17 protein-coding genes are annotated in these 21,532 nt (G+C 65.5%); 7 read left to right on the plus strand and 10 right to left on the minus strand.

The features are described from left to right. Nucleotides 1-33: 33 nt before the first annotated feature. Nucleotides 34-1,971 carry an ATP-binding cassette domain-containing protein gene (locus C2L64_RS06500; protein WP_090835835.1) on the minus strand — a complete coding sequence of 646 codons (1,938 nt, stop codon included), beginning with the start codon at nucleotides 1,969-1,971 and terminating at the stop codon, nucleotides 34-36. Nucleotides 1,972-2,097: 126 nt separating this feature from the next. On the opposite strand from C2L64_RS06500, the gene C2L64_RS06505 reads away from it, so the two are divergent. After that, nucleotides 2,098-2,589, plus strand: a complete 492-nt coding sequence (locus tag C2L64_RS06505; protein WP_007580549.1) for a glutathione peroxidase — start codon at nucleotides 2,098-2,100, stop codon at nucleotides 2,587-2,589. 7 nt (nucleotides 2,590-2,596) lie between these two features. On the opposite strand, the gene cls is transcribed toward C2L64_RS06505, so the two are convergent. From cls to dapC, 6 genes are all read right to left on the minus strand, one after another. Further along, on the minus strand, nucleotides 2,597-4,036 hold the full coding sequence (gene cls / locus C2L64_RS06510; protein WP_007580551.1) for a cardiolipin synthase: 1,440 nt from the start codon (nucleotides 4,034-4,036) through the stop codon (nucleotides 2,597-2,599). A 310-nt stretch (nucleotides 4,037-4,346) separates the two neighbouring features. Then, a complete protein-coding gene (gene prmB / locus C2L64_RS06515; RefSeq protein WP_007580553.1) occupies nucleotides 4,347-5,234 on the minus strand; it encodes a 50S ribosomal protein L3 N(5)-glutamine methyltransferase in 888 nt (295 codons plus the stop codon). Nucleotides 5,235-5,249: 15 nt separating this feature from the next. After that, nucleotides 5,250-6,389: a succinyl-diaminopimelate desuccinylase gene (dapE, locus tag C2L64_RS06520; protein WP_090835881.1), complete on the minus strand. Its 1,140-nt coding sequence runs from the start codon at nucleotides 6,387-6,389 to the stop codon at nucleotides 5,250-5,252. Between the two features lie 129 nt (nucleotides 6,390-6,518). After that, nucleotides 6,519-6,887, minus strand: coding sequence for an ArsC family reductase (locus C2L64_RS06525; RefSeq protein ID WP_090835834.1), 369 nt, complete (start codon nucleotides 6,885-6,887; stop codon nucleotides 6,519-6,521). Continuing rightward, a complete protein-coding gene (gene dapD / locus C2L64_RS06530) occupies nucleotides 6,887-7,714 on the minus strand; it encodes a 2,3,4,5-tetrahydropyridine-2,6-dicarboxylate N-succinyltransferase (protein ID WP_007580558.1) in 828 nt (275 codons plus the stop codon). The genes C2L64_RS06525 and dapD overlap by 1 nt, the downstream gene beginning before the upstream one ends. A 94-nt stretch (nucleotides 7,715-7,808) precedes the next feature. Next, complete coding sequence (gene dapC, locus C2L64_RS06535) at nucleotides 7,809-9,026, minus strand: succinyldiaminopimelate transaminase (protein WP_090835880.1); 1,218 nt, start codon at nucleotides 9,024-9,026, stop codon at nucleotides 7,809-7,811. 277 nt (nucleotides 9,027-9,303) lie between these two features. On the opposite strand from dapC, the gene C2L64_RS53080 reads away from it, so the two are divergent. The 4 genes from C2L64_RS53080 (at nucleotide 9,304) to C2L64_RS06550 (ending at nucleotide 15,544) form a co-directional block, all read left to right on the plus strand. Then, a complete protein-coding gene (locus tag C2L64_RS53080) occupies nucleotides 9,304-9,474 on the plus strand; it encodes a hypothetical protein (protein ID WP_158660489.1) in 171 nt (56 codons plus the stop codon). Continuing rightward, complete coding sequence (locus C2L64_RS06540) at nucleotides 9,471-10,448, plus strand: DMT family transporter (RefSeq protein ID WP_090835833.1); 978 nt, start codon at nucleotides 9,471-9,473, stop codon at nucleotides 10,446-10,448. Before C2L64_RS53080 ends, C2L64_RS06540 begins: the two co-directional genes overlap by 4 nt. Before the next feature lie 167 nt (nucleotides 10,449-10,615). Further along, a complete protein-coding gene (smc, locus tag C2L64_RS06545; protein ID WP_090835832.1) occupies nucleotides 10,616-14,134 on the plus strand; it encodes a chromosome segregation protein SMC in 3,519 nt (1,172 codons plus the stop codon). 171 nt (nucleotides 14,135-14,305) lie between these two features. Continuing rightward, nucleotides 14,306-15,544 carry a cell division protein ZipA C-terminal FtsZ-binding domain-containing protein gene (locus tag C2L64_RS06550; protein ID WP_090835831.1) on the plus strand — a complete coding sequence of 413 codons (1,239 nt, stop codon included), beginning with the start codon at nucleotides 14,306-14,308 and terminating at the stop codon, nucleotides 15,542-15,544. Nucleotides 15,545-15,705: 161 nt separating this feature from the next. Here C2L64_RS06550 and C2L64_RS06555 read toward each other — a convergent pair whose 3' ends face one another. Then, complete coding sequence (locus C2L64_RS06555) at nucleotides 15,706-16,545, minus strand: alpha/beta fold hydrolase (RefSeq protein WP_090835879.1); 840 nt, start codon at nucleotides 16,543-16,545, stop codon at nucleotides 15,706-15,708. 251 nt (nucleotides 16,546-16,796) lie between these two features. Between C2L64_RS06555 and ligA the strand changes: the two genes are divergently transcribed. Next, the gene (gene ligA / locus C2L64_RS06560) at nucleotides 16,797-18,848 is read left to right on the plus strand and encodes an NAD-dependent DNA ligase LigA (protein ID WP_090835830.1); all 2,052 of its coding nucleotides are present in this window, start codon (nucleotides 16,797-16,799) and stop codon (nucleotides 18,846-18,848) included. Beyond that, complete coding sequence (def, locus tag C2L64_RS06565; protein ID WP_007580570.1) at nucleotides 18,845-19,378, plus strand: peptide deformylase; 534 nt, start codon at nucleotides 18,845-18,847, stop codon at nucleotides 19,376-19,378. Before ligA ends, def begins: the two co-directional genes overlap by 4 nt. A gap of 81 nt (nucleotides 19,379-19,459) precedes the next feature. Here def and C2L64_RS56050 read toward each other — a convergent pair whose 3' ends face one another. Continuing rightward, nucleotides 19,460-20,425: a pseudouridine synthase gene (locus C2L64_RS56050; RefSeq protein WP_090835829.1), complete on the minus strand. Its 966-nt coding sequence runs from the start codon at nucleotides 20,423-20,425 to the stop codon at nucleotides 19,460-19,462. Beyond that, nucleotides 20,422-21,141, minus strand: a complete 720-nt coding sequence (locus C2L64_RS56055; RefSeq protein WP_143055699.1) for a hypothetical protein — start codon at nucleotides 21,139-21,141, stop codon at nucleotides 20,422-20,424. The genes C2L64_RS56050 and C2L64_RS56055 overlap by 4 nt, the downstream gene beginning before the upstream one ends. Nucleotides 21,142-21,532 lie beyond the last annotated feature (391 nt).

The following is a 21,532-nucleotide window of genomic DNA, read 5'->3' on the forward strand; positions in this document are numbered from 1 at the left end:
CCTGTCTGTTCCTTCGCGGTGGCGAAGGGGCCGTTAGCCGATTTGTTCGAGTTCCTCGTGCGCTTCGAGCCAGTCGGCTTCGAGCGTCTCGAGTCGTGCGCTGACATCTGCCTGACGGCGTATCGCTTCCGTCAGCTTGGTTTTTTGCTCAGCGGCGTAGCTGGCGGGATCGGCGACGAACGTATCGAGCGTCGCTTTTTCCGCGTTCAGCGCATCCATTTCCTTTTCGATCTTCGCGATGCGGGTCTGCAACGGCTTCTTCAGATGCGCGAGCTTCTGGCGCGTTTCCGCTTCGAGACGCCGCTGCTCCTTGCGATTCACCGACGCATCCGCGCCGTTCGCGTCGCCGTTCGACGCATCCGCCTTGAGCGCGGCGCGTTGGTCGGCGGCATGTTGCAGCAGCCAGTCGCGATAGTCGTCGAGATCGCCGTCGAACGGCTGCAGTTTGTGCTTCGCGACGAGCATAAACTGGTCCGTCGTGGCGCGCAGCAAATGCCGGTCGTGCGACACGAGAATCAGTGTGCCTTCGAACTGCGCGAGCGCCATGGTCAGAGCGTGGCGCGTTTCGAGGTCGAGGTGATTGGTCGGTTCGTCGAGCAGCAACAGGTTCGGCTTCTGCCAGATGATCAGCGCCAGCGCGAGACGCGCCTTTTCGCCGCCGGAGAAGGGCGCGATGGCGGCCGTCGCCATGTCGCCGGAGAAGTTGAAGCTGCCGAGGAAATCCCGCAATTCCTGCTCGCGCGTGTCCGGCGCGAGCCGCCCCAGATGCTGCAATGGGGAATCGTCGGCTCGCAGCGTCTCAAGTTGATGCTGCGCGAAGTAACCGATCTGCAGGCCCTTGCCTTCGCGCACATGGCCGCCGAGCGGCGCCAGCGTGCCCGCCAGCGTCTTGATCAGCGTCGACTTGCCCTGGCCGTTCGCGCCGAGCAGGCCGATGCGCTGCCCGTTCTGGATGGACAGCGCGACACGATCGACAATGGGAATCTCGCCGCCGTCCACCGCGTGATAGCCGCAGCGCACGTCTTCCATGACCATCATCGGATTGGGCGCGGAGTTGGGCGCGCGGAACTCGAACGTGAACGGCGACGCGATATGCGCGGGTGCGATCAGCTCCATCTTTTCAAGCGCTTTCACCCGGCTTTGCGCCTGGCGCGCCTTGGTCGCCTGCGCCTTGAAGCGGTCGACGTAGCTCTGCAGATGCTCGATGGTCTTGCGCTGCTTTTCGTAAGCGCTCTGCTGCAGCGCCAGTTGTTGCGCGCGCAGCACTTCGAACTGCGAGTAGTTGCCGCCGTACCGCTTGATCTGCTGGTTCTCCAGATGCAGCGTAACATTGCAGACCGAGTCGAGAAATTCGCGGTCGTGCGAGATCACGATCAGCGTGCCCGGATAACGGTGCAGCCAGTCTTCGAGCCAGACGATCGCATCGAGGTCCAGGTGGTTGGTCGGCTCGTCGAGCAGCAGCAGGTCCGAGCGGCACATCAGCGCCTGCGCGAGGTTCAGGCGCATGCGCCAGCCGCCCGAGAAACTGCCGACACTCGCGCGCGTCTGTTCGAGCGTGAAGCCGAGGCCGAGCAGCAATGCCTCGGCGCGCGCGGGCGCCGTGTAGCCGTCGGCATCGGCGAACGCGGCGTGCGCTTCGGCTTCGGCCGCGCCGTCGTGGGCGGCTGAGGCCTTCGCGATGCGCGCTTCGATCGCGCGCAAGGCGGCGTCGCCGTCGAGCGTGTAGTCGAGCGCGGTCTTGTCGGCGGCAGGCGTTTCTTGCGCGACGTGCGCGATCTGCCACGACGGCGGGATCGAAACATCGCCGCCGTCCGCGTGCAGTCCGCCGAGCAGCACGGAGAACAAAGTGGATTTGCCCGCGCCGTTAGCGCCCACGAGACCGGCCTTCTCGCCGGGGTTGAGCGTGAAGGTGGTTTGTTCGAAGAGCGGCTTCGTGCCGCGCGCGAGACTGAACTGGTTAAAACGGATCACAGCAGGGCCGGCTCGAAGAAAAACGCTATTTTAGACTGCGCGGCGCGCGCTCAGGCATTGGCCGGTCGGCCAGGTGGCGCGCGGCATCGAAACACCTACACTAACGACATTCCTGGAGGGCGACATATGGCAGCGGACAACACTTCTATTTATTCCTTTTCGGCGAGCACACTGGGCGGCGAACCGGTCAGTCTCGACCGCTACGACGGCAAGGTGATGCTGATCGTCAACACGGCGAGCGAATGCGGTTTCACGCCGCAATACGCGGGCTTGCAGAAGCTGCACGAGCAGTATGCGGCGCGCGGGCTGGAGGTGCTTGGCTTTCCGTGCAACCAGTTCGGCAAGCAGGAACCCGGCGACGCCGCGCAGATCGGCGCGTTCTGCGAAAAGAACTACGGCGTCACGTTCCAGATGTTCGACAAGATCGACGTCAACGGTTCGGACGCGCATCCGCTGTTCAAGTATCTGAAGGACGAGGCGCCCGGCGTGCTCGGCATCGAAGCGATCAAATGGAACTTCACGAAGTTCCTCGTCGACCGAAGCGGCAAGGTCGTCAAGCGCTACGCGCCCACCACCAAGCCCGAAACGATCACGGACGACATCGAAGCGCTGCTGTAAGCACGCGTCACAGGATCGGCGCGAAGAGCCGTGCGACATGCATCAACACGCGCCGCAGCGCCGGCGCGTTGCGATACTCGCTGCGGTCGATCTCGAACGATTCGGCGAAGTCGCGCAGCAGCATCTCTTCGACTTCGAGCGCAAAGCCGTGGTCCACGGTCAGCACCATGATCTCGAAGTTCAGGCGGAACGACCGGTTGTCGAGATTCGCGCTGCCCACGGCCGCCGCGACGTCGTCGATCAGCACCACCTTCTGATGGAGAAAGCCCGGCCGGTAGCGGAACACGCGCACGCCCGCGCGTATCGAGTCGTACGCGTAGAGCTTGGACGCCTCGAACACGACGCGGTGATCGCGCCGGCTCGGAATCAGGATGCGCACGTCGACGCCGCGCAGTGCCGCGAGCCGCAAGGCCGCGAACACGGCTTCGTCGGGCACGAGGTAGGGCGTGGTGATCCAGACACGCTCGCGCGCCGCATTGATCGCTTCGACGAAGAACAGCGAGCAGGTCTCCTGTTTGTCGGCCGGGCCCGTCGGCACGACGAGGCAGTGCATGCCGTCGCCAGGTCGCGCGGGCGGCGGTGAGTCGAAGAGCGGCAGATCCTGCGTGGCCCAGTACCAGTCTTCCGTGAACACGAACTGGATGCTGGCGACGGCGGGGCCGCGCACTTCGATATGCGTGTCGCGCCACGGCGACAGTGGCGGCTTGCCGCCCAGATACTCGACGCCGACGTTATGTCCGCCGACGAACGCGCGCTCGCCGTCCACCACGACGATCTTGCGGTGATTGCGGAAGTTGAGCTGGAAACGGTTGACGAACTGCCGGTTCGTCGCGAACGGATGCATCTGCACGCCGCCCGCGAGCAGCGACGCGACATAGCGATGCGGCAGGTCGAAGCTGCCGATGCTGTCGTACAGCACGTACACGCGCAAACCTTGCGCGGCCTTCGCGAGCAGCGCGTCCTTGAGCATCTCGCCGAGCGCGTCGGCGCGCACGATGAAGAACTGCACGACGATGTAGCGCTGCGCGCTTTCGATCGCATCGAGAATCGCGGCGAACGTCGCTTCGCCGTTCACGAGCGTGCGCACATGGTTACCCGGCAGAAACGGCATGCCGGACAGGCGCGTGAGCGAGCGCACGAATTGATGGCCGAGCACTTCCGTGGGGCGGCCGTGCGACGAGGCTTCCGTGTCCCACTCAGGCGGATGCGCGCGCGTGCGCAGCGTTTCGTTCTCGAGGCGGCGCGCGTCCGCGTAACCGGCGAACTTGCTGCGCCCGAGGAACAGATACGGAACCAGCGTCAGATACGGCATCGCGACGAGCGATACCGCCCACGCGATCGCGCCTTGCGATGTGCGGGTGTGCAGAATGGCGTGGCAAGCCGCGATCACGCCCAGCGCATGGGCGAGAAACACGAGCGTGCCGATGTGAAGCAGATCGAATTGCATAAGCGTGCGAGCGTTGGCCCTTCCGCTGCGCGTAGTTGACTTCGTGGCGGCACTTGTCGAGGCCGGGCTCGCTTACTTGGCTACAGTACCTTGGCTACATTACCTGGCGACAGCAGCGCGGTCGCGCTCATATTACCGAAAGCGCTGGCGTCGCGGTCAGCCCGTCGTCAATGCGTGAAGGGCTTTTTACGCAAATCGATGCTTATGCACATCGAATGTGCGAGCCCAAAAGCACACGACGCACGGCGCCCAGGCGGGCGGCGTGCGTCGTGGTGTGCGACGATCAGGCGCTTGCGAGCGCCTGACGGCCTCAATTGCCGGGAAGATCGCTTGCCTGGATCAGGAACACGTTGTCATCGCCGGCGCTGGTCGACATCCACACGAGGTCGAGGCCGCCGAACGCCGCTTCGACATGCGCGCGCTCGTTGCCGATCTCGATGACCAGCACGCCTTCGTCGGTCAGCCAGTTGCGTGCATCGGCGATGATGCGACGCACGATATCCATGCCGTCCGCGCCGCCCGCGAGCGCCATTTCCGGCTCGTGTTTGTATTCGGCGGGCAGCGCCTTCATCGATTCTGCGTTCACGTACGGCGGATTCGTGATGATCACGTCGTAGCGGCGCTCAGGCAGCGGCGCGTACAGATCGCCTTCGAAAAGCGCCACGCGTTCGTCGAGCTGGTAGTCGTGGACATTGCGCGCCGCGACTTCGAGCGCGGAGGGCGACAGGTCAACGGCGTCGATGTCGGCATTCGGGAAGGCGTGCGCCGCGAGAATCGCGAGACACCCGGAGCCCGTGCACAGTTCGAGCACCGCGCCAACCTGTTCGGGGTCCTCGACATACGGCTGCAAGCCGTCCTGCAGAAGTTCGCCGATGAACGAACGCGGCACGATCACGCGCTCGTCGACATGGAAGCGATAACCGTGCATCCACGCTTCCTGCGTGATGTAGGCGGCGGGCACGCGATCCTTCGCGCGCCGTTCGATCACTTTCAGCACCGCGTCGATTTCTTCGGACGTGAGGCGCGCATCGAGAAACGGCTCCAGCAGATCGATGGGCAGATGCAGCGTATGCAGCACGAGATACGCGGCTTCGTCATAAGCGTTCGACGAGCCGTGGCCGAACGCCAGGTCGGCCTGGTTGAACTGCGACACCGCATGGCGCAGCACATCGCGAACCGTGGAAAACGGATGAGTCATGGTCTGGGCCCTCCGTCAGGCGATCAGTTGTTCGAGCACGCGTCGATAGACGTTCTTGAGCGGCTCGATATGTGCAACTTCGACATGTTCGTCGATCTTGTGGATGCTCGCATTCAACGGGCCGAATTCGATCACCTGCTTGCAGATGCGCGCGATGAACCGGCCATCGGACGTGCCGCCCGTGGTGGACAGTTCCGTCGTGAGGCCCGTTTCGGCGTGGATCGCGCTTTCCAGCGCATTCGACAACTCGCCGCGCGGCGTCAGAAAGGGCAGGCCGCTCACGGTCCACTTCAGGTCGTACTCGAGGCCATGCTTGTCGAGAATCTGGTGGACGCGGCTTTGCAGTTCTTCCACCGTGCTCGCCGTCGAAAAGCGGAAGTTGAACATCACTTCCGCGTGGCCCGGAATGATGTTGGTCGCGCCCGTGCCGCTGTGCAGGTTCGACACCTGCCAGGTGGTGGGCGGGAAATATTCGTTGCCTGCGTCCCAGTGCTCGGCGACCAGTTCGGTCAGCGCGGGCGCGAGCAGATGCACCGGGTTCTTCGCGAGATGCGGATACGCGATGTGCCCTTGCACGCCCTTGACGGTCAGCTTGCCCGACATCGAGCCGCGTCGACCGTTCTTCACCATGTCGCCGAACTGCGCGCTCGACGTCGGCTCGCCCACGACGCAATAGTCGAGACGCTCGCCGCGCGCTTGCAATGCTTCGATGACCTTCACGGTGCCGTCCGTTGCCGGGCCTTCTTCGTCGCTCGTGATGAGGAATGCCAGCGAACCGCGATGCTGCGGATGTGCGGCGACGAACTCTTCGCTCGCCACCACGAAGCCTGCAATCGACGCTTTCATGTCGGCGGCGCCGCGTCCGTACAGCTTGCCGTCGCGATGCGTCGGCTCGAACGGCGCGGAGGTCCATTGATCGAGCGGGCCCGTCGGCACGACGTCGGTATGGCCCGCGAACGCGAGCAGCTTGCCGTCCTGGCCCGCGGTGCCGCGCTTGACGGCCCACAGGTTCGTCACGCCGTTCGATTCGATCGTTTCGCATTCGAAGCCGATCGCGGACAGGCGCTCGATCAGCAGGCGCTGGCAGTTCTGATCGTCTGGCGTGACGGACGCGCGGCCGATCAGGGCTTCGGTAAGGGCAAGGGTGCCGGACATCGATTCAGTTCCTTCCAACCAGCAGATGAGACGCGTGGCCAACAGCCACGCTTGAATCCAGGGTGAAAAAATGCCGGCCCGAACGGGCCGGCAACAGCTTTTGCATGCGTGCGCCGAAGCGCAGAAAGCTCAGGCGAACAGCGACGCGTAGTTGTCGGCGGAAAAGCCCAGCGTCTTCACGCGCCCATCGACCACAACGACGGGCCGCTTGATGACGGAAGGCTTCTCGATCATCAGCGCGATCGCGCCCGCTTCGCTTTCGGCCGAGGCCTTCACGTCGTCGGCGAGGCCGCGCCATGTCGTGCCGCGGCGGTTCAGCAGCGTGTCGAGCGGCACGTCCTTCAGCCAGCCCTTCACGAGCGGCGCAGTGACGCCCGCCTTCTTGAAGTCATGAAACTCGAAGTCGACGCCATGTTCTTCGAGCCACACGCGGGCCTTCTTCACGGTGTCGCAATTCGGAATGCCGTAGACGGTCGTCTTCGCTGCGCCGCGCGCCATCAGTCGCCTCGCAGCAGTTCGTTCAGGCCGACCTTCGCGCGCGTCTTCGCGTCGACCTTCTTGACGATCACGGCGCAATAGAGGCTGTGCGAGCCGTCCTTGGACGGCAGGTTGCCCGCGACCACCACCGAGCCCGCCGGAATGCGGCCATACGTGACTTCGCCCGTTTCGCGGTCATAGATCTTGGTGCTCTGGCCGAGGTACACGCCCATCGAAATGACCGAGTTCTCTTCGACGATCACGCCTTCCACGACTTCCGAACGCGCGCCGATGAAGCAGTTGTCTTCGATGATGACGGGGTTGGCCTGCAGCGGCTCCAGCACGCCGCCGATGCCCACTCCGCCCGACAGGTGCACGTTCTTGCCGATCTGCGCGCAGGAGCCGACGGTGGCCCACGTGTCGACCATCGTGCCTTCGTCGACGTAGGCGCCGATGTTCGTGTACGACGGCATCAGCACGACGTTCTTCGCGATGTACGAGCCGCGGCGCGCGATGGCGGGCGGCACGACGCGGAAGCCGCCTGCGGCGAAGTCTTCAGCCGTGTAGTTGGCGAACTTCGACGGCACCTTGTCGTAGAACTGCGAGTAACCGCCGGCCGGCATCGGCGCGTTGTCTTCGAGGCGGAACGACAGCAGCACGGCCTTCTTCAGCCACTGGTTGACGACCCAGTCGCCATCCTTCTTTTCGGCGACGCGCAGCGCGCCTTTATCGAGCTGCTCGATGGCATGCGCGACGGCTTCGCGCACGTCGGCGGGCGCGGCCTTCGGCGACAGTTCGGCGCGGTTGTCCCAGGCGGTATCGATGATCTGCTGAAGTTGTTGCGACATGTTCGTGGTGCTCTTTCGAGAAGGTTGAAATCGGAAAGCGGGTGAGGGTGGAGCGCAGCGGCGGCGCTCCCTGCGACGTGTGAGAATGCCGGATCTAGCTTTTCAGCGAGCGGCAGAACTCGACGATGCGCCGCGCGCCCTCCGTGCATTCGTCGACGCCCGCGACCAGCGCGAGGCGGACGAAATCGCGGCCGGGGTTCGTGTCGTGCGCGGTGCGCGCGAGAAACGAGCCGGGCAGAACCGTCACATTATAGTCGGCGTACAGGCGGCGGGCGAACTCGTCGTCCGACAGGCCCGTGCGCGCGACGTTTGCCCACAGGTAGAACGCGGCGTCGGGCAGCTTGACGTCGAGCACGTCGGCGAGCATCGGCGTGACGGTCGAAAACTTCTGTACGTACATCGCGCGGTTTTCGCGCACGTGTGCCTCGTCGCTCCACGCAGCAATGCTCGCAGTTTGAAAGACCGTCGACAAGGCGGCGCCGTGATAAGTCCGGTATAGCAGGAACTGCTTGAGAATGGCCGCGTCGCCCGCGACGAAGCCCGAGCGCATGCCCGGCACGTTCGAGCGCTTGGACAGGCTCGACAGCATCACGAGCCGCTCGAAACCCCGGCCGAGCTTGTGCGCCGCTTCCAGCGCGCCGAGCGGCGGACGCGCCTCGTCGAAATAGATCTCCGAGTAGCATTCGTCCGACGCGATCACGAAGCCGTGACGGTCCGACAGCTCGAACAGTTCGCGCCAGTCGTCGAGCGTCAGCACGGCGCCCGTCGGGTTGCCCGGCGAGCAGACGTAGAGCAGCTGCGTGCGCGCCCAGACGTCGTCGGGAATGGCCGAGTAGTCGCACGCGAAGTTGCGTTTCGGGTCGCTATTGGCGAAGTACGGCTGCGCGCCCGCCAGCAGCGCCGCGCCTTCGTAGATTTGATAGAACGGGTTCGGACAGAGTACGATCGCAGGTTCGCCCCTGGCGTTTTTCTTCGGGTCGATCACCGTCTGCGCCAGCGCGAACAGCGCTTCGCGCGAGCCGGACACGGGTAGCACCTGGGTCGCGGGGTCGACGGGCGGCAGGTTGTAGCGCCGCGTGACCCACTTCGCGATCGCTTCGCGCAGCGCCGGCGTGCCGAGCGTGAGCGGATAGGCCGCGAGACCGCCGAGCGAATCGATCACGGCTTTCTTGATCAGCTCGGGCGTCGGATGTTTCGGCTCGCCGATCCCGAAGCTGATGTGCGCAAGACCGGCGGGCGGCGTGGCGTCCTTGAAAAGCAGGCGCAGCTTTTCGAAGGGATAAGACTGAAGGGAGTCGAGTAGCGGATTCACTTGGCGGTTCGGCGTAGGTTCGGCGTGTTGCAGGACGGATTGTCGGACTGACACAGGCTGACACAGCGAAAGCGGCGCGCGGCGGACAGGATGCGCAAGCCTCCGATGCAATGACATCGAAGCGCTTGCGCGGCACCGGCGACGAGCGATCGATTATAGCCTGTCGGCGGGCCGCGGCACGGCGCATCGTCCATCTGGACAAGGCTTTGCGGCGCCGGGAACGCGCTGGGCGCGCTAAAGTCGATGCGTCCGGCACAAAGAAGAAAGTGGAGACACAATGCGGGCAGTCACCGGATGCAACGGTAAAGAATTCAGCGGCAACGGCTGGCAGCGATCACGCGCCGCCGTCGCCGGCAATACACAGGGCAACAAGGGCAACAAGGGCAACACGCAAGGCAAGGCAGTCATGCAATACACGCTGGACATCGGCGGGAGCATCGCGCGATGAATCTCCCGCTTCGCAACACCTTGGGCAACGCCTGGCCGACGCTCGCGATCATGCTGGGCGCGTCGGTATGGGGCATGGTCTGGTATCCGCTGCGCATGCTCCACGCCCTTGACGTGACAGGTACGGCCGCGAGCGCGCTGACGAGCGGCGCGGGGTGCCTGTTCGTGCTGCTCGTACGGCGCAGCGCGATCAGGACGGTCCGCTGGCATTGGCTGCTGCCCGCGCTCGCGCTGTTCGCGGGCATCACCAATCTTGGCTTCGTGTGGGGCGCGATCCACGGCCAGGTGATGCGCGTGCTGCTGCTGTTCTATCTGACGCCCGCGTGGACTGCGCTGTTCGCGCATTTCATCCTGCACGAGCGGCTGACGTGGGCGGGCGCGGGGCTCGCGGCGCTGTCGCTGGCGGGTGCGATGATGATGCTGTGGTCGCCGCAGCTCGGCATTCCTGTGCCCGGCAGTCTCGCCGAATGGGCCGGGCTCGCGGCGGGCATGTCCTTCGCGATGAGCAACGTGCTGATCCTCAAGACGAGCCGCGTGCTGCCCGGCATGAAGGCGGAGATGCGCACGGCTGTGATCTTCGGCGGCGCGGCGATTTTCGGCGGTTGCGCATCTTTCTTCGAATCGATGCCCGCGCCGCCGACGGGCGCGCATATGGGCATGGCCGTGTTCCTCGTGCTCGCCATCGGCTTCGTGCTGGCCACCAACAACATGCTCGTGCAATACGGGCTCGCGCGCGTGCCGGCCAACCGGGCGTCTATCATCATGCTGTTCGAGATCGTCATCACGGCGCTCACGGCGTGGCTGTTCGCGGGCGAAGTGCCCGGTCCGCGCGAATGGGCGGGCGGCGCGTGCATCGTGCTGGCCTCGGCGCTGTCGAGCTGGGTGCATCGGGTGAAGCCTGCAGAGAAGGCGGACGCCGGCAAGGATGGAAACGCCGATGGCAACGGTAAGAATCGCCCACGCGCGATGGTATGATTGCCCCTCATTGGCCGGCGGTGCAGCGTAGGGCGCACCGCGGCGCCGGAATCGCAGCGGGCTCGCGCTCCGTCGTGCCGTCAGTCGGGGTGTGAACCCGATGGCGGTTCGCAGATGAACCCGCGCGTTCCGTTTCCATAAATTATTTCTCAAACAGCGAAATCGCCGTGCGTCTGACCTCGATCAAACTCGCTGGCTTCAAGTCATTCGTCGATCCCACGCATTTCCAGGTTCCGGGCCAGCTCGTCGGCGTGGTCGGTCCCAACGGTTGCGGCAAGTCCAACATCATCGATGCCGTGCGCTGGGTGCTCGGCGAATCGCGCGCCTCGGAGCTGCGCGGCGAGTCGATGCAGGACGTGATCTTCAACGGCTCGACGGCGCGCAAGCCGGGTAGCCGCGCCAGCGTCGAACTCGTGTTCGACAACGCCGACGGCCGTGCCGCCGGCCAGTGGGGCCAGTATGCCGAAATCGCCGTCAAGCGCGTGCTGACGCGCGACGGCACGTCGAGCTACTACATCAACAATCTCCCCGCGCGCCGCCGCGACATCCAGGACATCTTCCTCGGCACGGGCCTCGGCCCGCGTGCGTACGCGATCATCGGGCAGGGCATGATCTCGCGGATCATCGAGGCGAAGCCCGAAGAACTGCGCGTGTTCCTCGAAGAAGCTGCGGGCGTGTCGAAGTACAAGGAACGCCGCCGCGAAACCGAGAACCGTCTGCATGACACGCGCGAGAATCTGACGCGCGTCGAGGATATCGTCCGCGAGTTGACGGCGAATCTGGAAAAGCTCGAAGCGCAGGCCGTCGTCGCGACGAAGTACAAGCAACTGCAGGCCGAAGGCGAAGAAAAGCAGCGCCTGTTGTGGCTGTTGCGCAAGAACGAGGCGGGCACCGAGCAGGACAAGCAGAAGCGCGCGATCGAACAGGCACAGATCGACCTCGAAGCGCACACGGCGAAGCTGCGCGAAGTCGAAGCGCAACTCGAAACGCTGCGTGTCGCGCACTATTCGGCCAGCGACGCGATGCAGGGCGCACAAGGCGCGCTGTACGAAGCGAACGCCGAGGTGAGCCGCCTCGAAGCCGAAATCAAGTTCATCGTCGAATCGCGCAACCGCGTACAGGCGCAGATCGCCGCGCTGACGGCGCAGCGCGAGCAGTGGCTCGCGCAGGCGCAAAAGGCCCAGGACGATCTCGAAGACGCCGAAATCCAGCTCGGAGAAGGCGAAGAAAAGGCGGTGATCGCCGAAGAGACGGCGGCCGCGAAGCACGACGCGATGCCTGCGCTCGAAGCGCGCTGGCGCGATGCGCAGTCGCAACTGAACGAGGAGCGCGCCGGTATCGCGCAGACTGAGCAGGCGCTCAAGCTCGAAGCCGCGCACCAGCGCAACGCCGACCAGCAGTTGCAGCAGTTGCAGCAGCGTCAGGAACGTCTGAAGACGGAAGCGGGCGGGCTGGACGCGCCCGACGAGGCGCAGCTTGAAGAGTTGCGCATGCAGCTTGCCGAGCACGAAGAGATTTTGAGCGAAGCGCAAGCGCGTCTCGCCGATGCGCAGGACACGCTGCCGCGTCTGGACGGCGAGCGCCGCGCCGCGCAGGAACGCGTGCAGGCGGAAAGCGCCCAGATCCATCAGCTCGAAGCACGTCTGGCCGCACTGCGCCAGTTGCAGGAAAACGTGCAGACGGAAGGCAAGGTCCAGCCGTGGCTCGACAAGCACGAGCTGGGCGCGCTGCCGCGTCTGTGGAAGAAGCTGCATGTCGAAGCCGGTTGGGAAACCGCGCTCGAATCCGTGCTGCGCGAGCGTCTTGCCGCGGTCGAAGTGTCGAATCTCGACTGGGTGAAACACTTCGTCAGCGACGCGCCACCCGCCAAGCTCGCGTTCTACGCGCCGCCCGCGGCTGGTCAGCCGGTGGCTGCGCCGCCGTCGCTGCGGCCGTTGGTGTCGCTGGTGCGCATCGACGACGCCGGCATCCGCGCGGTGCTCAACGATTGGCTCGGCAACACGTTCATCGCCGACGATCTGCCCCAGGCGCTGTCGATGCGCGCGCAACTGCCGGAAGGCGGCGCGTTTGTCGTGAAGGCCGGGCACGTGGTGACGCGCGTCGGTGTGCAACTGTACGCGGCCGATTCCGAGCAGGCGGGCATGCTCGCGCGTCAGCAGGAAATCGAAAACCTGACGCGCCAGGTGCGCGCGCAGGCGCTGCTCGCCGAAGAGGCGAAGGCGGCCGCGATTCGCGCTGAGGCTGCGCATACGCAGGCATCGAATGCGTTGACGGAAGTGCGCCAGCAGGCCGAGCGCGCGACCCAGCGCGTGCACGCGCTGCAGATGGACGTGCTCAAGCTCACCCAGGCGCACGAGCGCTACACGCAGCGCAGCACGCAGATCAGCGAGGAACTCGAAGAGATCACCGCGCAGATCGACGAGCAGCGCGCGTTGCGCACGGAGTCGGAAGCGAACTTCGAGCGCCACGACGGCGAACTCGCCGAATTGCAGGCGCGTTTCGAAGACAACCAGCTTGCGTTCGAATCGCTCGATGAAGAACTGGGCAACGCGCGCAACCAGGCGCGCGATCTCGACCGCGCCGCCACCGATGCACGCTTTGCCGCGCGCAACTCGGCGAACCGTATCGACGAGCTGAAGCGCAGCATCCAGGTCGCGCATGAGCAGAGCGAGCGCGTCGCCGGTTCGCTCGAAGACGCGCGCGCCGAACTCGAAACGATCAACGAGCAGACCGCGCACACGGGCTTGCACGACGCGCTTGAAATCCGCCGCGCGAAGGAAGAGTCGCTGCACGCCGCGCGTCTGGAACTCGACGATCTGACCGCGAAGCTGCGTGCTTTGGACGAACTGCGGCTGACCACTGAACGCTCGTTGCAACCGCTGCGCGACCGCATCACCGAATTGCAGTTGAAGGAACAGGCCGCACGCCTGAACGCCGAGCAGTTCATCGAGCAGCTGACGGCGGCGGGTGTCGACGAAGCCGACCTGCAGGCGAAGCTCACGTCGGACATGAAGCCGTCGTATCTGCAGGGCGAAGTGACGCGCATCAACAACGCGGTCACCGCGCTCGGCCCCGTCAACATGGCCGCGCTCGACGAGCTGAAGGCGGCGTCGGAACGCAAGACTTTCCTCGACGCGCAATCGGCCGACCTGAACAACGCAATCGAAACGCTCGAAGACGCGATCCGCAAGATCGACCAGGAAACGCGCACGCTGCTGCAAGGCACGTTCGACGAGGTGAACCGTCATTTCGGCGAGCTGTTCCCGCGTCTCTTTGGCGGCGGCCAGGCGAAGCTCATCATGACGGGCGACGAGATTCTCGACGCAGGCGTGCAGGTGATGGCGCAGCCGCCGGGCAAGAAGAACTCGACGATTCACCTGCTGTCGGGCGGCGAAAAGGCGCTGACGGCGACGGCCCTCGTGTTTGCGATGTTCCAGCTGAATCCGGCGCCGTTCTGCCTGCTGGACGAAGTGGACGCGCCGCTCGACGACGCGAACACTGAACGTTTCGCGAACCTCGTGCGCGCGATGTCGGAGAAGACGCAGTTCCTGTTCATTTCCCACAACAAGATCGCGATGGAAATGGCGCAGCAACTGATCGGGGTGACGATGCAGGAGCAGGGCGTCTCGCGGATCGTGGCCGTCGACATGGAAACGGCTGCGGGATTTGTCCAGAATATCGTTTAAACGTCCACCCGCGCGTCGCTTCGGTTGTGCGCGGGTGTTGCTGAAACAGAATTGAATTCGCTGCGCGTCTGCGCCCGCAGCGGCGGTGCGTGTCACTCCCGGTGTCACCGCCAGCCGCGCGAACCAGGCGCTGCGCGCAACGACGATAAGAATTGCAGATGGGGAGCGTGCATGGACGAGTTGACACTCGGATTGATTGGCGCGGGCGCCGTGGTGGTCGGGGGAGTGGTGGTCTACAACGCGTGGCAGGGCGCGAAGGTGCGCCGCAGGATGCCGCGGCCGATGCCCGCCGATGCGGCGGACCCGCTCGTCCGGGACGACCAGATGGAGCAAAGCCCGTTCATCGAGCCGGCGCGCCCGACGACGCGCCGCGAATCCACTGCGGGCGACCCGGCGGAAGCCGCGCGCGTCGAGCCGACTTTCGGCGGCGTCGCGCCGCTCGACACGCCAGCGGATATCCAGGCTGAGAACACGTCGCCGAACGGTTTCCCCGAAGATGAAGAGGCCGCGCAGCCGGGTGCCGAGGTGCATGCCGACGACGAGCGGAACGAGCCGATTTTGCCCGCTGCCACGACGATTTCGTCGGCGCCGCCGGCCATCGTCGATCGGCGCATCGACTGCATCGTGCCGATCAGGCTTTCGTCATCCGTGACGGGCGACAAGGTGCTGCCGCTCGCGCAGCGTCTGCGCCGTGCGGGCAGCAAGCCGGTGCATATCGAAGGCAAGCCGGAAGGCGGCGGCGCGTGGGAACTGCTGCAAAACGGCATGCGCTACGAAGACCTGCGCGCGGCTGCGCAGCTCGCGAACCGCAGCGGCCCGCTCAACGAGCTGGAGTTCTCCGAGTTCGTCACGGGTGTCCAGCAATTCGCCGACGCGCTCGATGCATCGCCCGAGTTTCCGGACATGATGGAAACGGTGTCGATGGCCCGGGAACTCGACGGCTTTGCGGCGCAATGCGACGCGCAACTGTCGATCAACGTGCTGTCGGACGGCGCGCCGTGGTCGGCGAACTACGTGCAGGCCGTCGCGTCCCAGGACGGGCTGCTGCTGTCGCGCGACGGCACGCGCTTCGTCAAGCTCGACGCGAAGCAAAGCCCCGTGTTCATGCTGCAGTTCGGCGACACCAACTTCCTGCGCGACGATCTCACGTACAAGGGCGGCCAGATGATCACGCTGGTGCTCGACGTGCCCGTCGCGGATGAAGACATCCTGCCGTTCCGCCTGATGTGCGATTACGCGAAGTCGCTGGCGGAGCGCATCGGCGGGCGCGTGGTCGACGATGGCCGTCGGCCGCTGCCGGAAAGCGCGCTGCTCGCCATCGAGCAGCAGTTGATGACGCTTTACGCGAAGCTCGAGCAGGCGGGGATTCCGGCTGGCTCGCCGGCGACGCGGCGACTGTTCAGCCAGTAAGCGCACGACACTAGTTACCCGACGAAACTTCGTCATAGCCGGACAAACAACCGGACAAACAACCGGACAAACCGCCTGACGCGTGCCACCGCTTCAGGCGGTTTTCATTTGGGTCTCTCGATTCGCGTAGTTACCTTGCGCAGCCCACTCTGCGGACGGCTTCATCCCACGTCGTCCTGCCACGGTTGGCCGCTGATCCACGCCTTGATCGCGGCGACCACCGCCTCGTCCCTTCCATAGAACCCATGGTGCGACAACGCCTCGCAGGGTTTGCCACGCACGTCGCCGCCATGCACGGTGATCAGCGCGTACTGGCTGCTCTCCGCGATGCGTCTTAGCGCTTCGTACGAGCAGAGGAAGCAGCCATCGTCGGCGTGCTGTACGAATAGCTGGCGCGGGTGGATCGCGCCATAGTCGAAGCCGATCAACGGCGTGACCTGGCCGCGCGCGGGACTGCTGAGCGTGGAGGTATGCACGACGGCGTCCCAAACGTCGGGCAACGCACGGCCCACATACGCCGTCGAGATCGTGCCGCGGCTGGTGCCGACCAGCACGAGCTTCGCCTGCGGGAAGCGGTTGCGCAGACTGGCTGCGACCTGGGCGAGATCCTGCGCGGAGCGCGGCGACGCGCGGAACGCGTCGGAGTAGCCGCCGGGTTGATCGGACGGGGCATCGACGATTGCCGTTGCGAACTGCGCGTCCACGAATAGCTGGCGTGCGCGAATCAGGAAGTTGTTCTTCTCGCGTATGCGGATCGTGCCGTCGGGCTGTTGCGACAGTTCGAGATCGCCCGCGCTGCCTGGGAACATCACGAGCACCCAACGCGGCGCGCTGCCGTCCTGCTGCGTGAGTAGATAGGAGATCGACGTGCCCTCCGCGAGCGGCACGCTGACCACCTGCTCGCTTGCCATTGCGCCTCGCGCGCTGAAAAGGGCGAGCGCTCCCAGAAGCACGAGCAGGCAACGGACGAAATGGACGAAACGGACGACGATAGCGGACATGGCGATAGGTTCTCCCAGTCGATGCGTGCCGATGTGGATGGAAGCACGCGATGGACGGCAGGCGACAAGGTCGCATTGCGAGCCGCGCGCTGTCAACGGTTTGCACGCGAACTGGCCGATCGGCCAGGACTTGTAGGAATACGTTCGGCCTGGGTTTGCGCGCGCACGAAACTGGCCATCCGGCCGATGCGACAGGAAGCGCTTCCTGAGATAATCTGACATCCCGTTACCATCCGCGAAACGCCGACAGCATGGCCCGAACCAACGTCCCTGATCCAGCAACCAGCGCACCCGCCGAGCGGGCGTTGTGGCTGCGCGCCGAACTCGAGCGCGCGAACCACGCGTACTACGTGCTCGACCAGCCGGACTTGCCCGACGCGGAATACGACAAGCTGTTCAAGGAACTGCAGCAGGTCGAAAGCGAGCATCCCGATCTCATCACGCCGGATTCGCCCACGCAACGGGTTGGCGGCGAAGTGGCGAGCGGCTTTCAGCCCGTCGTGCACGACCTGCCGATGCTGTCGCTGAACAACGGTTTTTCGGATGAAGACATCGCGGCTTTCGACAAGCGCGTGTCGGACGCACTGCACGAGGCGAGCGTCGACTACGCGTGCGAACTGAAGTTCGACGGTCTGGCCATCTCGCTGCGCTACGTGGACGGCCAGTTCACGCAGGCGTCCACGCGCGGCGACGGCGCGACGGGCGAGGACGTGACGGAGAACGTGCGCACCATTCGCTCGATACCTTTGAAGCTCAAGGGCAAGCGCGTGCCGAAGCTGCTCGACGTGCGCGGCGAAGTGCTGATGTTCAAACGCGATTTCGACAAGCTGAACCAGCGTCAGCGCGACGCGGAGCAGCGCGAGTTCGCGAACCCGCGCAATGCGGCGGCGGGCAGTTTGCGGCAGCTCGATTCGAAGATCACCGCACAGCGTCCGCTGTCGTTCTTCGCGTATGGGATCGGCGTGCTCGACGGCATCGAGATGCCGGCCACGCACAGCGAACTGCTCGACTGGTATCACGAGATGGGCTTGCCCGTGAACAGCGAGCGCGCCGTCGTGCAGGGCGCCGAAGGGCTGCTCGGCTTCTTCCAGAAGGTGGGCGAGAAGCGCGACAAGCTGCCGTATGACATCGACGGCGTCGTCTACAAGGTGAATCGCCGCGATCAGCAGGACACGCTGGGCTTCGTTTCACGCGCGCCGCGCTTTGCGCTCGCGCACAAGTTCCCGGCGCAAGAGGCGTTGACGAAGCTCGTCGCCATCGACGTGCAGGTCGGACGCACGGGCGCGATCACGCCCGTCGCGCGGCTCGAGCCCGTGTTCGTTGGCGGCGCAACGGTGACGAACGCGACGCTGCACAACGAGGACGAAGTGCGTCGCAAGGACATCCGTATCGGCGACACCGTGATCGTGCGACGCGCAGGCGACGTGATTCCCGAGGTGGTCGGCGCGTTGCTCGACCGGCGTCCGGCCGACGCGCACGAGTTCGTGATGCCGACGCAATGCCCCGTATGCGGTTCCGCGATCGAGCGGCTGCCGGACGAAGCGATCGCGCGCTGCACGGGCGGCCTGTTCTGTCCGGCGCAGCGCAAGCAGGCGCTGTGGCATTTCGCGCAGCGCCGCGCGCTTGATATCGACGGCCTGGGCGAAAAGATCATCGATCAACTGGTCGAACTGAATCTGGTGCGCACGCCAGCCGATCTCTTCAACCTGGGCTTTGCGACACTCGCCGAACTCGATCGCTTTGCGGAAAAGTCCGCGCAGAACCTCATCGATTCGCTCGAAAAGGCCAAGCACACCACGCTCGCGCGCTTCATCTACGCGCTCGGCATCCGGCATGTCGGTGAATCGACGGCGAAGGATCTGGCCAAGCACTTCGGCTCGCTCACGCCGATCATGGATGCGTCGGTCGAAGAGCTGCTCGAAGTGAACGATGTCGGTCCCATCGTCGCCGAGTCGATCCATCAGTTCTTTGCCGAGGAGCACAACCGCACGGTCATCGAGCAGTTGCGCGCGCCCGGCAAGGTGACATGGCCGGAAGGACCGCCGGCGCCGAAGGCGCCGCAGGGCGTGCTGGCGGGCAAGACGGTCGTGCTGACGGGCACGCTGCCCACGATGGGCCGCGACGAAGCGAAGGAGTTGCTGGAAGCAGCCGGCGCGAAGGTGGCCGGCTCGGTGTCGAAGAAGACCGATTACGTGGTGGCGGGTGCCGAAGCGGGCAGTAAGCTCGCAAAGGCCGAGGAACTCGGCGTCCCCGTGCTCGACGAAGATGGTATGCGTAAGCTCCTGGAGGGGCAGACAACATGATTCACGAAATCCTCAAGATGGGCGATCCGCGCCTGCTGCGCATCGCCAAGCCGGTTGATCATTTCGACACGCCCGAACTGCACGAGCTCGTCCGGGACATGTTCGAGACGATGCATGACGCCAATGGCGCCGGGCTCGCCGCGCCGCAGATCGGCGTCGATCTTCAGGTCGTCATCTTCGGTTTCGGCCATAACGAGCGTTATCCCGACGCGCCTTCCGTGCCGGAAACGGTGCTGATCAATCCGACCATCACGCCCGTTTCTCTGGATACGGAGGAGGGCTGGGAAGGCTGCCTGTCGGTGCCGGGCTTGCGCGGCGCGGTGAGTCGCCTGTCGATGATCCGCTATCACGGCTTCGATCAGTTCGGCAAACCGATCGATCGCGTCGCCGAGGGCTTCCATGCGCGCGTCGTCCAGCACGAGTGCGATCACCTGATCGGCAAGCTGTATCCGATGCGAATCACGGATTTCTCCAAGTTCGGCTTTACCGAAGTGCTGTTTCCCGACCTCGATCCGAAATCGGACGATTGAGTTTCAGACGCCGAAAAGGAAAAAGCCCGCGCGAGCGGGCTTTTCTCATGTCGAGAAGCGTCGATGGACTGACGTCCGATCTCAGAACGACTCGTCCGGACCGAGATAACGCCACTGTCCGGGCGGTAATGCCCCGAGCATGACCTGACCCATCCGCACGCGCTTGAGGCCCACCACGTCCAGCCCGACCAGTTCGCACATCCGGCGAATCTGACGCTTCTTGCCTTCTCGCAGCACGAAGCGCAGTTGCTCGCCGTTCTGCCAGTCGACCAGTGCGGGCTTGAGCGGCACGCCGTCGAGTTCGAGGCCGTGGCGCAATTGCTCGAGACTTTCGGGCGGGAAGTGTTGTTCGACGTCCGTTTCGACGTCGCCGTACGCGACGCGCACCAGGTATTCCTTGTCGATTTCCGAATGACCGCCGATCAACTGCTTCGCGACGCGGCCGTCCTGCGTCAACACCAGCAAGCCCGTCGAATCGATGTCGAGGCGGCCCGCCGGCGCGAGCTGGCGCAGATGCGCGACCGAGAAGCGCGTGTCCGTCTGGTCGCCGTCCCAGTGGTTCTCGGGTTTGACGAGCGTCACGGCCGGCTCGTAACCGTCTTCCGCCTGACCCGATACCAGGCCAACCGGCTTGTGTATGAGGATCGTGACCAGCTTCATCTGCATGGCTTGCGCGGCGGGATCGATCTGGATATTGGCGTCGGGGCGCACCTTCGTGCCGAGCGTATCGATGACGACGCCGTCGACGGTCACCCAGCCTTTCTCGATCCATTCGTCCGCTTCGCGGCGCGAGCACAGGCCGAGTTCGGACATCAGCTTCGACAGGCGCAGGTTGCCGGGGGCGTCGTTGAATTCGCCTTCGTCGCGGTGTCGCGGGGCGGCCTCCGGGCGAGCCTTGCGCGCCGGTTTCGGGGCCGCGCGGTCGAATTGGGCCGGGCGGTCGAAGCTGTCGTCGAGCGAGCGCGGGTCGCGTTTTGCCTTCGGTGCGCGCGGTGTCGCGCTGGCTGACGCATCGGCGTCGGGGCGGTTTGCGTACGCGCTTTTCACGGGCTTCGCGTAGGTGCGTTCGCCGCGGGCTTGCGTGTCGTCGCTGCGAGTACGGCGCGGCGCACCTTCGCTGCGTGGGCGTCGTTCGGCAGATGCATCGCGCTCGCCGGAGAAACGCGGGCGGGGCGATTCGCTGCGGTCGCGCGGTGCGCTACGGCGTTCGTCGCCCTCACGCGGGGCGCGGGGAGCACGGCGTGCGTCGTCGTCACGGGAGAAACGCGGTGCGCTACGGCGTTCGTCGCCCTCACGCGGGGCGCGGGGAGCCCGGCGCGCATCGTCGTCACGGCCGACACGCGGCGCACTACGGCGTTCGTCGCCATCACGCGGTGCGCGGGGAGCGCGGCGTGCGTCGTCGTCACGAGAGAAACGCGGCGCGCTGCGGCGTTCGTCGCCGTCACGCGGGGCACGGGGTGCTCGGCGTGCGTCGTCGTCACGGCCGAAACGCGGGGCACTACGGCGTTCGTCGCCGTCACGCGGTGCGCGGGGTGCTCGGCGTGCGTCGTCGTCACGGCCGAAACGCGGGGCACTACGGCGTTCGTCGCCGTCACGCGGTGCGCGGGGCGCGCGGCGTGCATCGTCGTCACGGGAGAAGCGCGGTGCGCTGCGGCGTTCGTCGCCGTCACGCGGTGCGCGGGGTGGACGGCCTGCGTCGCCGTCACGGGAGAAGCGCGGTGCACTGCGCCGTTCGTCGCCATCGCGGGAAAAGCGCGGTGCACGGTCGCTTGCGCCTGCCGAAGCGGCGCCACGCGAAGGACGATCCGACGGCGCGCGTCGTTCGGTCCGGTCGCCCGCGTCACGGCGGAAACCGCCGCTTCCTGCGGCGCCCTCCCTGCGCGCCGGACGGTCACCCATCGAGCGGCGTTCGAACGAACCGGGATCGCCACGTTCGCGCGAACCCGCGCCCGCTGCGCGCGCGGGCCGGTCGCCCGAGCGCGGCGACGCGCCGTCACGCGCACCCGCCGACGGTCCGCGTCGCTCGCCCGGGCCGCCCGCCGGCTTGCCGGCAGCGCGCCTCGGTGTTTCGCCGCTAGCTGCCGCGCCTCGGCGCGCAGCGCTTGCGCCCGCGGAGCCGGCGCCGCCGCGCGGCCCCGTCGAAGCAGCGCCTTT

The sequence above is a fragment of the Paraburkholderia hospita genome (assembly GCF_002902965.1).
Taxonomy (GTDB): Bacteria; Pseudomonadota; Gammaproteobacteria; order Burkholderiales; family Burkholderiaceae; genus Paraburkholderia; species Paraburkholderia hospita.